15 protein-coding genes and 1 riboswitch are annotated in these 15530 nt (G+C 44.6%); of the genes, 3 read left to right on the top strand and 12 right to left on the bottom strand.

The features are described from left to right. Nucleotides 1–139: 139 nt before the first annotated feature. From NSS67_RS11520 to NSS67_RS11505, 4 genes are all read right to left on the bottom strand, one after another. Nucleotides 140–871, bottom strand: a complete 732-nt coding sequence (locus NSS67_RS11520) for a hypothetical protein (RefSeq protein ID WP_339319657.1) — start codon at nucleotides 869–871, stop codon at nucleotides 140–142. A gap of 252 nt (nucleotides 872–1123) precedes the next feature. Then, the gene (locus NSS67_RS11515) at nucleotides 1124–1441 is read right to left on the bottom strand and encodes a helix-turn-helix domain-containing protein (protein WP_313638822.1); all 318 of its coding nucleotides are present in this window, start codon (nucleotides 1439–1441) and stop codon (nucleotides 1124–1126) included. 124 nt (nucleotides 1442–1565) lie between these two features. Beyond that, the gene (locus tag NSS67_RS11510; RefSeq protein ID WP_339319656.1) at nucleotides 1566–1889 is read right to left on the bottom strand and encodes a hypothetical protein; all 324 of its coding nucleotides are present in this window, start codon (nucleotides 1887–1889) and stop codon (nucleotides 1566–1568) included. Nucleotides 1890–1914: 25 nt separating this feature from the next. After that, entirely contained in the window at nucleotides 1915–2850 is a 936-nt protein-coding gene (locus NSS67_RS11505) for a Gfo/Idh/MocA family oxidoreductase (RefSeq protein ID WP_339319655.1), read from the bottom strand. A gap of 163 nt (nucleotides 2851–3013) precedes the next feature. Here NSS67_RS11505 and NSS67_RS11500 point away from each other — a divergent pair, with 163 nt between their 5' ends. Beyond that, complete coding sequence (locus tag NSS67_RS11500) at nucleotides 3014–3628, top strand: VTT domain-containing protein (RefSeq protein ID WP_339319654.1); 615 nt, start codon at nucleotides 3014–3016, stop codon at nucleotides 3626–3628. 105 nt (nucleotides 3629–3733) lie between these two features. Continuing rightward, the gene (gene msrA, locus NSS67_RS11495) at nucleotides 3734–4720 is read left to right on the top strand and encodes a peptide-methionine (S)-S-oxide reductase MsrA (RefSeq protein ID WP_339319653.1); all 987 of its coding nucleotides are present in this window, start codon (nucleotides 3734–3736) and stop codon (nucleotides 4718–4720) included. Between the two features lie 72 nt (nucleotides 4721–4792). Here the strand turns inward: msrA and NSS67_RS11490 are convergent, their stop codons facing one another. Then, nucleotides 4793–5926: a DUF4349 domain-containing protein gene (locus NSS67_RS11490; protein WP_339319652.1), complete on the bottom strand. Its 1134-nt coding sequence runs from the start codon at nucleotides 5924–5926 to the stop codon at nucleotides 4793–4795. Nucleotides 5927–6407: 481 nt separating this feature from the next. On the opposite strand from NSS67_RS11490, the gene NSS67_RS11485 reads away from it, so the two are divergent. Beyond that, nucleotides 6408–6560 (top strand): DUF1540 domain-containing protein, encoded by a 153-nt coding sequence (locus NSS67_RS11485; protein ID WP_076120659.1) that lies wholly within the window; start codon nucleotides 6408–6410, stop codon nucleotides 6558–6560. Between the two features lie 138 nt (nucleotides 6561–6698). Here NSS67_RS11485 and metE read toward each other — a convergent pair whose 3' ends face one another. The 7 genes from metE to NSS67_RS11450 all read right to left on the bottom strand — a co-directional run bounded on the left by metE (nucleotide 6699) and on the right by NSS67_RS11450 (nucleotide 15489). Next, complete coding sequence (metE, locus tag NSS67_RS11480) at nucleotides 6699–9002, bottom strand: 5-methyltetrahydropteroyltriglutamate--homocysteine S-methyltransferase (protein WP_339319651.1); 2304 nt, start codon at nucleotides 9000–9002, stop codon at nucleotides 6699–6701. Nucleotides 9003–9155: 153 nt separating this feature from the next. Continuing rightward, a riboswitch (cobalamin riboswitch) is annotated at nucleotides 9156–9362 on the bottom strand. A gap of 98 nt (nucleotides 9363–9460) precedes the next feature. After that, nucleotides 9461–10321 (bottom strand): undecaprenyl-diphosphate phosphatase, encoded by an 861-nt coding sequence (locus tag NSS67_RS11475; protein ID WP_339319650.1) that lies wholly within the window; start codon nucleotides 10319–10321, stop codon nucleotides 9461–9463. A 50-nt stretch (nucleotides 10322–10371) separates the two neighbouring features. After that, nucleotides 10372–10995: a DedA family protein gene (locus NSS67_RS11470; RefSeq protein WP_339319649.1), complete on the bottom strand. Its 624-nt coding sequence runs from the start codon at nucleotides 10993–10995 to the stop codon at nucleotides 10372–10374. A gap of 17 nt (nucleotides 10996–11012) precedes the next feature. Beyond that, entirely contained in the window at nucleotides 11013–12962 is a 1950-nt protein-coding gene (locus tag NSS67_RS11465; RefSeq protein WP_339319648.1) for an FtsX-like permease family protein, read from the bottom strand. Further along, nucleotides 12937–13707 (bottom strand): ABC transporter ATP-binding protein, encoded by a 771-nt coding sequence (locus tag NSS67_RS11460; RefSeq protein ID WP_339319647.1) that lies wholly within the window; start codon nucleotides 13705–13707, stop codon nucleotides 12937–12939. The genes NSS67_RS11465 and NSS67_RS11460 overlap by 26 nt, the downstream gene beginning before the upstream one ends. 85 nt (nucleotides 13708–13792) lie before the next feature. Next, on the bottom strand, nucleotides 13793–14791 hold the full coding sequence (locus tag NSS67_RS11455; RefSeq protein WP_339319646.1) for a sensor histidine kinase: 999 nt from the start codon (nucleotides 14789–14791) through the stop codon (nucleotides 13793–13795). Next, nucleotides 14788–15489, bottom strand: a complete 702-nt coding sequence (locus tag NSS67_RS11450; protein ID WP_339319645.1) for a response regulator transcription factor — start codon at nucleotides 15487–15489, stop codon at nucleotides 14788–14790. The genes NSS67_RS11455 and NSS67_RS11450 overlap by 4 nt, the downstream gene beginning before the upstream one ends. Nucleotides 15490–15530: the final 41 nt, after the last annotated feature.

Genomic DNA, 15530 nt, shown 5'->3' with positions numbered 1-15530 from the left:
TATCATTAGGTTGTTTAGTCACCATTATAATTCCTCCTTGGGATTTGGGATCAGGTTTTGTTTAAATCGTTTCTACCTTCTCACCTTAACCCTAAAAGGAACTTTAACCAGTGATTGTACTCACGGAATTTATATCTTTTTATTGAACAAAAGCCTCCATATACGTCCGTTGTCCCTTCGAATCCTTCAAATAAGGTCCTAGACCGGCAAAGCGGGAGTGATCCATATAAACACCGGTCATCCATCTGCCTTCTGTCAGGCCACCATTCCACTTGAGGACAAGATCTGGTGCAGAGATCCATTCCTGGAAGACACGTATGTTCTGATCTTTGTATTCTTTGCATGGCTTAGACCGCTCAATAAGGTGAAATTCATTAAGATACGTTGGAACGAAATAAGAGGATATCGTATTCAAATCATCATCATCAAAAAAAGGCTCATCGCCTAAAAAAGGTTTGAACAATACGATATTCTCGTACATGGACCAAATTAAGGCTTGAAGCACCATACTCTGACGAATGCCGTTATGAAACTTATATTGTCGCCCATTATTCACCGCGTTCACATCTTGAAGAGATTCCGTCGACTCGAGACAGTGCCGCTCACAGCCAATACATTTCCAGCCAGCCGGACTTTGAATCCATTTTTGAAAAATAGTCCCGCTATCATTGTTCCCTTTGTAGAGTGAAGAGATAATGCTGTAAGGCACGCCAATCCACGCATCCCATAAAGACTCTGGAAGATGGCTATGCAGCATGAACAACGTCTTGTCATAGATAAGCTGTACTTTGATCGATGCGATCTCTAGCTCAGCAACATCCTTTTTTCCATACGTTATTTCCCGGGAAAACAGGGTCTTCTTCGTCTCCATCTCCCTCGCCTCCTAATAGTTTTGCTATGCCTGTACTCCAGCTGAGTAGATTTGAGCAAAAACCAATACGCGAGTGCTACCATTCAAGGACCATATAATGTTTTTCTATTATATTACATTTATTTTTAAACTGTGCAAGTTTTTTTCAGGCATAAAGCATAGGTATAGAACTTATACTTTAATATTTCATGAAAATTGAAAAACCCCTTTCCCGCTATTTCTGGAAAAAGGGCCACAACATTACTGTGAATTTTAGTCTACCCAGCTCTCAGCCCAGGACTGAATCTGCTGCATAACAGGCTGCAAGGCACGGCCTTTGTCTGTTAATTCATACTCAATACGCACGGGTGTTTCCGGGTATACATGTCTAACCAGAATACCCTCGCCTTCCAAATCCTTCATCCGCTCGGATAGCATCTTATCGCTCATTGAAGGAATGAGGCCGGAGATATCTTTAAATCGCTTCGGTCCACTCATCAATGTCTGAATAATAAGTCCATTCCAACGTTTGCCTAAGAAAGAGAAGGCTGTCTCAAATCTGGGACACATCGAAAACTGATGTTCTTCCATTGTTCTCACCTCTCACTAGCAAAACTTACTATTAGTTAGTATATATAATATTAACACATTTTAACCATGATGAACATCGTTTACCAAAAAAAGTTCATCACACTTTATTATTATATCCCCACTGTCAATCCCCTGCGCGCTCTTTAGATACCCTTTGGGTAATCGCTTCTGTCACGATTTGAGCCAAGTCATCATTCCCAAATAAAGAAAGTACGCCTAGAACAGTGTCATCAGAAATATCCCCCGCTTCCTCCGCGGAAACCGTAAGGGCAAGCGCCTTACGCAAGGCCTCATTCCCTTCTTGCTGCGGATAGGCCTGCAAATATAGGGCATGTGGATCGAGTCCATTATTTACACACCACTGGGCGAATACAAGAATCATCATCTCTTCTTCACGCTTATAGCTTTCGATAATCTGTTCTTCTACTGATTTACGGTTATCCTCCATATATTCTTCTCCTTTCTTGGAGACCTCATTCAGCAAGCTCTGCCGCCAGCGTATGACTAGGCAGTACCGCTGAAGCAGCAATGCTGCATTGCTCCGGTGTATTTATGTTGTTTAAAAAATAGCTCACCACTCCACTAAAACCTCTTCTATCCAGCACAGTATCCCAGCTTCCAAAGCTTTGAATATTCGGCAAGACATCCTTTTCGTAAAGTACAGCCTTGTCCAGGTCCACTACTTCCACCGATCTGCCATTTCCGTGTAGCTCAAGCTTCTCCAAATCCACACCAGCTTCACGAACCATGCTGTACATTCCTACTGCGTCATGCTTCCAGCCGAGCATTCCAGATGCCTGAATCAGACGACCATCTGTACTAGATTGAAGATGACTACGAAGCAGATCATAATCATCTCCGCACAACCACAACAATAAATCAAGCATATGGATCAGATCATCATGCACGGTTTCGCGGCTACTGCCTGTCTGTAGCTTCGTTCGATGTTTAATCGCACTGCAATGACTAATTCCACCGGCTTCCTCAAGCCATTGCTTGGCCATGACATACATAGGAGCAAAACGACGATTAAAGCCCACTCCTAACAGAAGTCCTTTATCTTGTGCTAGCTCTGCCATCCTTCTGGACGCTTCAAGATCATAGGAAAGTGGCTTATCTACATATACCGAAATCCCACGTTCGAGACATTTTGTTACTATATCATAATGAGTAGTCGTTGGGCTATGTACAAATACTGCATCCAGATCCCATGATATTAGCTCTTCCAAATTCGTCGTACCTTTAGGAAAACGGTAGGTATGAACGGCCTGCTCCACCGTTGTCGGCGAATGACTGAGAACTCCAACTACCTCCGCATGATCATGCTGAGAGAGCAGTGGCAAATATACTTTGCGCGCAATATTGCCAATTCCGACAATAGCGACTCTTTTACGTTCAGGTGTAATCACTGATCTATCCCCCTCTTGACTTCAAGAACTCTTTCTTTTTCATTGTTCTCTACAAATGCTATTATACCTGCTTCTCATTCCCTGACCAATTGATCTCCACTTCAATATTTACTTCTTATCCCGTATGATGAGATGAATGAGTGGAAGAAGGGGCATATTATCTATGAAAAAATGGTTCTCGATTATTCTTTATGTTTCGGGCACAACCCTTGCGTTTATCTACAGATATGACATCCTTAGCTGGATGAAAGAGGATCATAATTTTTTCAGTTCCATAGGGATTGCAACTTTACTGGCCTTGTTTCCAGTTGTACCTTACAAGGCTGTCATCGGATTCTTCGGTTATGCATACGGAAGTCTAATGGGGGCTTTGATCTGCTGGCTAGCTACAAATCTTGCTGCCGCAATCCTTTTTGGTGTTGTGAAGTTCTTATTTCAAAGACAAGCGAGAGCTTATTTAGCCTCCATTCCCGCGCTCGAAAAGTTCACAGCAGGCATAGAGCGACGACCTTTCGCTTCAATTGTCCTAGCACGTCTGGTGCCGATCATTCCTCAAACAGCGGTTAACATCTACGCTGGTGCCGCTGGCCTACCTTTTTGGAGCTATATTGCAGCTACAGGGATAGGAAAAATACCAGGGATTGCCTTATACGCCTTCCTCGGGGATCAACTGCTGCAGAATCCCGGAAGCGCAATTACGGCCATCATCGTCTATGCCGTTGTACTAATTATTGCTGGATTAAGCTTGCGTCCTCGCTCACAAGAAGCGAAGAATTGAAGATAGCGAAAGAACTTATTTGGCGCAAGCTGGCAGGCGGTTGATATTTACTTTATAATTGAATTGTGATCTATTTAATTGCATTATGTGAATGGAGGGATATTATTGAGTGAACATCAGACTAACCATATAAATACCAAGACAGAAAAAGCAACCTTTGCAGGTGGATGCTTTTGGTGCATGGTCTCGCCGTTCGAGGAACTGCCAGGTATCATTAGTGTCATCTCCGGCTATACCGGCGGACATACAGTAAACCCGACCTATGAAGAGGTTTGCTCTGAAACTACAGGACATGTTGAAGCCGTACAAATTACGTTCAACCCAGATATTTTCCCATACAGCAAGCTGCTTGAGCTGTTCTGGCAGCAAATCGACCCTACCGATGCAGGTGGACAATTCCATGATCGCGGGACTTCCTATGGAACAGCGATCTTTACCCATTCGGAGGAACAAAAACAACAAGCAGAAGCTTCCAAGGCAGCTCTGCAAGAAAGCGGCAGATTCTCTAGCCCGATTGTAACCCCAATCCTCCCGGCAGTTACCTTCTATCCTGCCGAAGAATATCATCAGGGCTACCATCGTAAGAATCCAGGCCACTACAAACGTTACCGTAAAGGTTCTGGTCGAGAGGATTTTATCGAAACCCACTGGACACATAAAGAGGACAAACAAAGCTTAAAAGAACGTCTAACGCCACTTCAATATGAAGTTACTCAGAATAGTGCTACAGAATCTCCTTTCCGGAATGATTTCTGGGATCACCACGGAGAAGGAATCTATGTTGACATCGTATCTGGCGAGCCTTTATTCAGCTCGCAGGATAAATACGACTCCGGTTGCGGCTGGCCAAGCTTTACTCGTCCAATCCAGGACTACGCTGTAAAGGAAAAGACAGACCTCAGCCATTTGATGGTCCGCACAGAAGTGCGCAGCAAAGTTGCAGATTCCCATCTAGGCCATGTCTTCGACGATGGTCCAGGGGAAAACGGTTTACGCTATTGCATAAATTCAGCGGCGCTAAGATTTATTCCGAAAGAGGATTTGGAGAAGGAAGGATACGGGGAGTATCGCGTACTCTTCCAGTCTGCCTAATCAACAATCATCTGCACACAAGAAGAAACGGTTGTCGTCCTTTAAGGATGACAACCGTTTCTTCTTGTAGGGCTATTCTTTCTTCGAGTCCTCTGAATCCTCACTAGCCTTCTGATCATCCTCTAAAATTATCTCCTTAGGCTCTGTTGCCATAGGGATAACTTGCTCTCTCTTAAGTTCCTTATTTCCTTGACGAATCCGCTGTGTCTGCTGCTCCCGCCGCTCACGTATATTTTTGCGGGAAACTAAAACAATGGCTAAAATAATGGCTGCCCCTATTAATATTGGTAATGCTCCTGCAAGGATAACGACAATCCACTGAAACATAACCGATAACGCATTCAAGCTTCCATTTAGAGCATCAGAAGCACGTTCCAGTAACGGTCCTTGCTTCTCCTTCTCTTTGACAGCCATGCTTTCATCTGTCTGATACACCCTCAGCTCTACCGTAGAGAAGGATACATTCTGATTTATATAGCGCATTCTACCTTTAATCTGCTCAATAGTTTCCTGTATGGAACCAAGCTCGTTCGCGAAGGCGACCAGATCAGTGGATTTCGTTGCTTTTTTCATAAACTCTGTATATTGAGCTTCCATTAGTTGCTTTGCCTTCAGACGCGACTCCAGATCAACATACTCTTCAGAAACATCCTGACCTTGGATACTTCGCTGTAGGGATTCATGTTTTACTTTCTCCAGATTATTCAGAAAAGGTGAGAACCCGGAGGCAGGCACCTTAAGGATAAACGTTCCACCCTGCTCGTATTGCGACATATTTTCATTAAACTCAATAATATATCCATTGGCCATCGTTACCATATTACGAATTTCAGTCTGAGCTTTTCCGTAGTCTTCTACTTCCATGATAAGATTGGCTTTATAGATCAGCTTCTTATTCAAACCCGCTACTACATCACTACCAGTAAATCCTGCACTTGCTTGATTCGTATTCTCTGATGTCGAGCCCTTTACTGCTGAGTCTTCATTGCCGCCTGCTTCTGTTGCAGGTGCCGCCGAGGTACTCTGATTCGCGGTTGAGGCCATCGCGCTTTCAGTTTCTGTCTTTGCTGCTGCATCATTACTCATACTACTATTTTGCTTCGCCAAACTATCCGCCGCCGAATTGCTATCATCCGCTGAGCCACAACCCGCCAAGACCACCGCAAGAATTAATAAACATAAGTAATGCAGACCCCATTTGCGCATTCTCATTCCTCCAAAAAATGTAGTAGATACCGTTTACACGGATCATAATATCGTTACGGAATGTCTTGTTCTAAGCAGATCTCTTCCGTACTCTTTACTATGACGTTCCAAAACTTGGAAGGTTGCACTGGAAAATGGAATCAAAAGCAATTCCCCTTAATTTTATGCTCTCTAAACAGAAAAAGAGCCGCATTTCTGCGACTTGTGAACATTGGCATAGGTCCACTCCGTAATTACACCAAATGAGTTATTCATAATTATTTGCATAATTTTGTCACTTTTATTGTTATTAAATAACCGTTTGCTTACATGCTCTTTATTTGATACAATTACCTCGTCTAATTATACAGAAAACACCAAATACCCTCTATTCATAATGAATGAGGGCGCGGTACGATTCTGTTCGGACAAGCTCCACCTTGCTGAACAGAGCAGTTCATTAAATGATGCTGTCTATCACTACAAGGGGAGGTGAACCCTCATGGCAAAAGACGTAATTTGTGAAGTTAACTCCTGCACCCACTGGGCAGAAGAGAACAAATGCAGTGCTGATTCTATCTTCGTAGCTTTCCACAGCTCCCAAGAACCTACACGTGCAGAAGAAACAGACTGCAAAACTTTCGAAAGCAAATAAGGTGATGACTTGAAGGGACCCTCCACGGTTCCTTCTTTTCTTTTTTCATTCTATCAAGAATGAGAATTATTATCAAGTGGCTGAAATAAAAAGCCAGGGAGAAATTCCCCGACTTCGATTTATGATTACTTATTTCGCCTATTTGGAGGCAATAACTCCTACATTCTCCCTTGCAATAGCGGCAGCTCTTACCATGTTACGGAGCGCATCTTCTGTCTCCTGCCAGCCACGTGTCTTAAGACCGCAATCCGGGTTAATCCAGAACTGTTCAGGATCCAGCACCCGAAGCGCACGATCAATATTAGCTGTCATTTCTTCTACAGCAGGAACCCGTGGACTATGGATATCATATACACCAAGACCGATTCCTTTATCGTATTCCTGCTCTTCAAAGCTGACGATCAGTTCCCCATGGCTACGGGAAGTCTCAATAGAGATGACATCCGCATCCATCGCTGAAATGGAGTCTATCATGTCATTGAACTCACTATAGCACATGTGGGTATGAATTTGAGTCGTAGCCTTCACATGATTCGTCGCGATGCGGAACGACTTCACCGCCCAATTCAAATATTCCTCACGATCTTCAGCCTTCAAAGGAAGTCCTTCGCGGATAGCGGGTTCATCTACTTGAATCATCTCTATGCCTGCATCTTCCAAAGCTTTAACTTCATGTCGGAGCGCCAAGGCAATTTGATTCGCCACTTCTTCCCGACTAAGATCATCACGCACGAAAGACCAATTGAGAATCGTAACGGGTCCCGTCAACATGCCTTTAACAGGAAGCTGCGTCAACGACTGAGCATAGACACTTTCTTTTACAGTCATAGGCGCGATAAAAGCTATATCCGCATAAATTACTGGTGGCTTAACGCAGCGGGAACCGTAGGATTGAACCCAGCCATTACTTGTAAATAAGTAACCAGCCAGCTTCTCCCCGAAAAACTCTACCATATCCGTCCTTTCGAACTCACCATGCACGAGAACATCCAGACCCAGTTTTTCTTGGAAGGTGATTGCATCCGCGATCTGCTCGCGAACGAACCCCTCGTACCGCTCCTGATTCCATACGCCTTTGCGCCATTTCAGCCTTGCCTGACGCACTTCTACCGTCTGCGGAAAGCTTCCGATCGTTGTCGTTGGTAGAAGTGGAAGCTGCCATTTCTCCTGCTGTACCTTTAAGCGCTCAGCAAAAGGCAAGCTGCGTTGGTCCGGCAAATCTTCAAGTCTGAGAACTTCCTCTGCTACATCCTTACGCCCACGCTCAGGAAGTGCTCGGAAAGATGCAAGGGCCTCACGACTAGCTGCAAGTGCAGCAGCAGAAGCTTCCCTGTTATCTCCTAAAGCAGCGCCAATCAGACTAAGCTCTGTCAGTTTCTCATTAGCGAAAGCTAAAGCAGCCTTGACGGTTGTCTTCAGCTTCACCTCACCCTGAACAGTAACCGGAACATGCAGCAAACTGCAAGAAGGCTGTAGAATAAGACGTTCAAGCGGTACATGTACACTCAGCTTCTCTAGCAGCTGCAGCTTAGCGTCCAGATCCGAGCGCCAAATGTTGCGTCCGTCAATAATACCCGCTCCCAGCCACTTATCCTCTGGCCAGCCAAGCCGTTCAATAGAAGCGAGATTCGCTCCACCATCATGCACAAAATCAAGACCCAAGCCTTGTACTGGCAGCTCTAGCAGCGCCTCCAACGGTTCAGCCGCTTCAAAGTAAGTTTGCAGAATAATATTCAAGCCCGGCACTGAGTTAGAAATTTCTGTATATATCGAATTAAGCAGTGTTAATTCTGCTTTATTTATTCCTGTAACAATCGCGGGCTCATCGATTTGTACCCAGCTTACCCCTTCTTGCTTCAGCTCTTGCAACAGTTGAACGTAGACTGGAAGAAACCGAGCGGCGATCTTCGCAATATCTGCGGATGCAAAACCTTTTGACAGCTTAAGGAAGGTATACAGGCCTAAGATCACAGGTTTCCCCTCAATCCCCGCCTGAGATTTGGCAAAGCGATAAGCAGCCAGTGGTTTATTCTCGGTCAGACGCGGCGTTTGGGCACCGATCTCTGGAACAATATAGTGATAGTTCGTATTGAACCATTTAGTCATCTCGCAGGCTGTAGCCTCAGCATTCCCTCTAGCCATCGCAAAATAAAGATCAAGCCCAATGTCGCCACCATCATATACATAACGTGGAGGTACGATCCCGAACATTACAGCTGTATCCAACACATGATCGTAAAATGTAAAATCATTTACCGGAATGAGCTCAATACCTGCCTCCTGCTGAGTTTTTAAATGCTGAAGCTGAATTTCTGCCATTTCAGTGCGGAACTCTTCCTCATTTAATTTCCCTGCCCAAAAAGCTTCTAACGTTTTTTTCCACTCGCGATTTTTCCCGATTCTTGGATATCCAAGATTGCTTACTTTTACTTTGTTCGTCATTTCGTAGCTCCCCTTCACCATTTTCTAATTTTTGACCCGATACCTGATGCTTCCCTATAAAAAAGAGCGCCCTTCCCTAAAAAAGTCAAAGGGAAAGACGCCCATAATATACCTATGGCTAACGTCTAACACCTTCCTATCTTCCGTAGGTGAAGCAGTGCTGTTGAAACAGGCAGGTCTCCTGGCTAGCGGTGTCAACATCCTTAGCAGTCTTCCCAGCAGTAGTAAATTGCCAGTGACATATGTTGCTATGGACTCTTCCGTTACAGTGGCGGGACCGCATCGGCTTCGAACCGAATTTCCCTATTAAGCCTACCGGACTACTAATTTCCGGCAAGCACCTGTCTCCTTATAATTAATAAAGTGTGTGTCTTAATCTGATGCCATCATACGTGAAAGCCCCCGTAATCTGCAATAGATTACGGGGGCTTCTGTTATATCGATTCCTTATAACGGATTTAGAAAAACACGAAATATACTACTGCAGCAAGTATTATCCGGTATATAGCAAACGGTAAAAGCTTAATCCGGTTGATCAACTTCAGGAAGAAACGCATCGATAACAGCGCAAACACAAAGGCACTGATAAAGCCTGCGATGAAGAACGGTAGGGCATCCATGGTGAAATATTGCCAATTCTTCATCAGTGAGAGTAAGCTGGCCCCTGCCATAATCGGAACAGCCATAATAAATGTGAAATCAGCAGCGGCGCGATGACTCATACCAAGGAGGACACCACCAGAAATCGTCGACCCGGAACGTGAAAATCCCGGCCATAACGAGAAGCATTGGACCAGACCAACACCTAGTGCCTGCTTGTATGTAATCTGATCGACACTCTCCGTTTGGATCTTTTTTGGTCCAAATAGATCTGCAATAATCATCAATACAGCACCAACTACTAGACCGATTAACACGGTGGATGTAGAGAATAAATGCTCGTCAATATAATCGTTAAACAGAACGCCCAGCATACCTGCTGGCACTAATCCTACAAGCACCTGTGCAAGCTTAAGGTGTCCACCCTTCTCGAGCTGTGGCTGCTCCTCGGTTACAGGGTCCAACTGCTTGCGACTGAAACGCTTTAACCCCAGCAGTTCAATGAACCTATTTCTAAAAATAACAACAACCGCTAAGATAGAACCCAATTGTATAACCACTTTGAAAGTATTAGCCGTATATTGCCCAAATAACTCTGTCGATTTTAACCACATATCATCAACAATAATCATATGACCTGTGGAGGATACCGGAGCAAATTCAGTCAAACCTTCAACAATTCCCAAAATAATAGCTTTAATAATCGTTAATAGCTCCATTTGTTCTCCTCCTTTTTAATCATAACTTTTATCTATAGTTCCTTCTCGGCTCAACCTTCGGTGTTCATTTTCCGTCTGCGCTTACGGAAGAACAGATACCCAAGGATCACTACTCCCCCTGCAAGAAGTACGTACACTACGTTCGAGTACATATCCATATACATGGCGATGTCTTCCCAGGACTCACCCAATGCAGCGCCAATAAGCACAAGCAGCAGATTCCAACCTAGCGTACCAATCGTTGTGAAGATCATAAACACTCCGAATTTCATGCCCGACATCCCCGCTGGGATCGAAATCAAACTACGAACCAGTGGAACCATCCGACAAAATAATACGGTCCAATAGCCATATTTGTCAAACCAAGCGTCAGCCTTGTGGATATCCTTTTTGCTGATTCGGAGTATGCCGCCCCAACGCTCAACGATTCGTTCTAATCGACTTACATCCAACAAACGGCCGATATAATAGAGAATAACCGCACCCAGCAATGAGCCAAGCGTAGCCGCAATGATTACACCAGGAATGGTCAAATTTGTTGTGGTCGTCATGAATCCGCCAAATGGGAGGATCACTTCGGAAGGAATTGGTGGAAATATATTTTCAACAGCGAGCATCAGGAAAATACCGAAATAACCAAACTGCTCCATAAAATCTGTAATCCATGCTTGCATTTCGTAACCCCCATTTTTTAAATCAAGTTCTTCTTCAAGTTGCGCAAATAGCGGCTGCGAATAAAAAAGAAGTATAGTCCCTGAACAGCCAAATATCCTAGTAGCACCGCCCCGGTCTCCACAGCAATAGATAAATAGAACAACCGCTGAAGCGCAATAAAGGCAAACACACTATGCAGAATGGCCACTCCAACCGGCACAAAAAAAAGCAAAGACAATTGTATCGTTACAATTCGGTTTAGCTCTTGATCTGTAAGTCCCATCTTGGACAAAGTAGAATATTGATGCCGCTCATGATCTAGATCTGTATACAGCCGGAAGTAAAGGAAGCTGCCTGCTGCAATGAAAAAGACAGTACCTACTAGCAAAGAAGCGAATAGCATCGTGTTGTACAGTGTTTTTTGTATTTCAAACAGCGTGCCGCTAACAACAATCGCATATGGTGAGTCACTTTCATAGGATAGTTTGCCTTTATGCGCAAGATCAGCCGCTATACCTACTGTTCGTGGGAAATCATCGATATAAAATCCTGTATACAAATCGGTCTGCAAGGGTTCAATGGCATTGTATAGCTCGTCGCTAATCACGACACCACTGAAATCTCCACCATCTCTTCCATCCAGCTCCGGCAACAAATATTCGGCAATCGGAACATGCTGGGTATACCCCGTTTCTCGAATGGAAAGACCTTGCTTCAAGGTGTACACCGGCTTTACTCTACCCGCTGTTAGACTCCGATCTCGTTGCGAACCGATCATCACCAGTCCTTCATCTCCACTAAGAGGGCGCTCATCCGTCGTAAACCCTGCACGAAGCAGAGCAAGCTTATAATCACTATAACCAATCAAGGGAAGCCTTAACGTGCGGTCTGGCCCAGTCTGAGATTCCACTTCAGCGTATTTGATCGGAATACTAAGCGTCTCATAGGGTAAACCGAGCGTGGTAAGCTCTTCCTTGATTTCGTCCAAATGCTGATCAAAAGGTACGTGCGACTGATTACCTTTGGCTACATAACCAACAGCTGCTGGATAATCCAATTTCAGCTCTCTGGAAAGTGTATGGATCGATGCGAATACCCCCACTGAGGTAAAGGATACTGCGGATACAATCGTCACCATAAAGAACATTCGGGCATTCTCTTTCCATCGATAGGACAAACCCGATAAGGTAATGATATTCGTGTGGTTCCAATACAAGCGCCGGATCTTCTTAAGTAGTTTAACCATGTAAATACTAAGCTGGGTATAAAAGAAATACGTACCCGCAACCGTAATCACGACGACGGGAAACATCACCTTTTCAACCGAAGCCGCTTGTGCTGTAGCTGCCATATAATAGCCCGTTAGCAGCAATAAAGCAGACAAAATTGATAACGCCAAGGAAACTTTAGGCTCCTCTTCTGCTTTTCGTTCTCCCTGAAACAGTCGCATCAGCGATTCATTCCCAATAAAGACGAACGTGCTCAGCGAGATTAGAATAAATAACAGAGCAAAGCTGCATATCGTAAGTACAAGCGCCTGCCATGGAAGATGAAACGTTAACAGAGGTATCCCTAGAAAAGTAGATCCGATCATCAAAAACAACTTACCCAGAATTAACCCTAATAAGGTACCTGTCAGGATGGCAGAGGTGCCGATCATCATATTTTCCAAAAACACCATCGTGTTGAGCTGTCGCTTCGTCATTCCATGCATCAATAAAATTCCAAATTCCATCTTCCGTGACTGCAGGAATGAACCGACCGATACTAGAACGAACAAGGAGCAAAACACATAAATAATGGCTTCTGCCGCCATCATCGTGTGAGCTGCCGTACTATAAACGAGGCTATTAGAAATATCCGGATGATAAATAAACAAAGCGCACACAAAAAAGATCATCACTGAAAAAGCACTGACGACAAAATAAGCCGCATATTTACGCTTGTTACGTGTAACATTCCTATAAGCGAATTGCCGAAAGGTCATGGCTAGTTCCCCCAAGCAGTGACAACATGTCAATAATACTTTGGAAGAATGCGCCTCTACTGCTCCCCCTGTACATTTCACTATAGAAACGTCCGTCTTTAATAAAGATGACTCGGTTACAAAAGCTTGCGGCCACTGCGTCATGTGTGACCATCAGCACGGTTGCTCCTTCTTCCTGATTCACCTCTGTCAGCATATTCATGACTTCACCTGAAGCTTTGGAATCCAGATTCCCTGTAGGCTCATCTGCTAAAATTAGTGCAGGACGATGTATCATCGCCCGGGCAATGGCGGTCCGCTGCATTTGTCCACCTGAAATCTCGTATGTCCGTTTCTGCAGCAAATGCTCAATGTCCAGCATACCTGCTACTTCTTTCAATCTGCTCTCCATTTCCGGTACACCGGTACCAGCAAGTGTGAGCGGCAGCACAATATTTTCCTCTACAGTGAGCGTATCCAGTAGATTAAAATGCTGAAAGACGAAGCCGAGCTCATGGCGGCGAAAAAGTGCCTTTTCTTTTCTGCTAAGCAGATTAGGATCTCGGCCGTTAATCAGAATCTGACCGGAGGTCGGCTGATCGATGGTGGCGATCGTGTTGAGCAGTGTTGTTTTTCCACTCCCCGAAGGTCCCATTATGCCAACGAACTCCCCTTTTTCGACAGAAAAGCGGATATGATTCAACGCCTGAGTGGACACTTTACCCTCATATATTTTTGATAAATTATGAACATCTAGAATGGGCAAGTGTTACCTCTCCTTCTTTCGACTGGATTGCCTTCATTATACAAAGTGTACACAAGGGCTGCTATTTCTGAAACTTACAATAACCTTACACATTTGTAAGGTAATGCTCCTTAAACACAATCCGCACGGCCGTGCCCTTACCTTCTTCAGAGCTAATGCTCACCTCGTGACCAAGCTTACCGCAGATTTGTTTCACAAGGTATAGTCCCATCCCCGTGGATTCTTGGAAGGTTCGTCCATTCACACCGGTAAAATAAGCATCAAATACACGCGGCAGATCACCTGCTGGGATGCCAACGCCTTCATCTCGTATCTCCAGTACTGCTCTCTTGTCCTCTTGTATGTATCCATGAAAATAAACATGTTTGCCGACCTCAGTCGTATAACGGATTGCATTCGTAATGAGCTGCGTAAGCACAAAGCTTAGCCATTTCTCATCTGTGGTTACAGCAATTCGCTCATCTATTTTGATACTAGGAAATATACGATTACGTATGAAAAGACGCTTCTGCTCTGAGGTCACCCCACGTACGAGGGTTTCCAAATCCAAACGTTCAACATAAAAATCATGCTCAAAAGTATCTAACCGAGCCGTATAAAGTACGGTATCCAGTCCTTTTTTCAGACGATCCAATTCATCTCCTATCGCCGTAAAAGGCGGTCCGTCCTTATCTTGAATCATCAAATGGATGACAGATAATGGTGTCTTCATCCCATGCACCCACTGATTAATAAAGTGAATATGTTCTTCCAGCTTGTGGCGGTAGCTGTGTAAATCATTTTTGTAAAGGCGGAATTGTGACCCCAGTAGTCCTCGCAAACTCACGGCAAGCGGAGAATCCTGTGAAGGGCCACCTGCTTCATCTAAAGAGGAAGGTAAAGTCTCCAGACGTTCATAGAATGTACGATTGCTGATATACCGGTAAGCGAGGTAGCCAAGCAGCAGACAAGTGCTGAGAAGAGCTGCATATAGACTTACGCTCACACCACTGCCCCCATCCAGCCGATACACTAGTGTGATCAAGATGAGCTGCGCTAGATAGACTACAATTAAAGGGATCTGTTCCCGTAAAAATAACTTCAATCCTCATCCCCCCAATTCGGTATCAAGCGATAGCCTTGACCTCGAACGGTTTGTAGACCGTCCGTAACCTCAAGAGCGGCAAGCTTTTTGCGTACACGGGTGACATAGACATTGAGTGTATTCTCATCCACGAAGGCTTGATCATCCCAGATTTTTTCTAGCAGCCTGTCCCGGGTAACGATGGTTCCGGATTTTTGCATCAGCTCATCCAAGATCTTCGCTTCCGTGTGGCTTAAGTCCACCTTAGCTTCACCTCGTGAAAGAACTAGTCGTTCCACATCCAGCATTATTCCGGCAACGGTCAGGGTACGTTCATTGTTGCTTCCCGCATAGGTGCCATAGGCGCGTCGAAGCTGGCTTTTGATTTTGGCCATCGCAATTTCGTAATCAAAAGGCTTCGTGATGTAATCGTCGGCTCCGTTCTCCAGCGCCATCACCTGATCCATTTTGCCGTCACGGGCAGATATAAAGAGGATGGGACAGGTAGAAATTCCACGAATCTGGCGGCACCAGTAATAACCATCGTATTTAGGCAAATTAACATCTAGGAGTACCAGGTGTGGAGCGAACGCCTCAAACTGAGCGCGGACCCGCTCGAAATCATTCACAGCCTGTGTCTCATATCCAAACTTATGTAAATAATCCTGTAGCAGAGCCACCAGACCACGATCATCTTCTATAATGAATATTTTGAACATTTCATGCCTCCGGTCACAACCTTAACAATATAGTGAGTGTT

This window comes from Paenibacillus sp. FSL R10-2734, assembly GCF_037963865.1.
Lineage (GTDB): Bacteria > Bacillota > Bacilli > Paenibacillales > Paenibacillaceae > Paenibacillus_AQ.
This window is presented reverse-complemented; position numbering and strand designations above follow the sequence as displayed.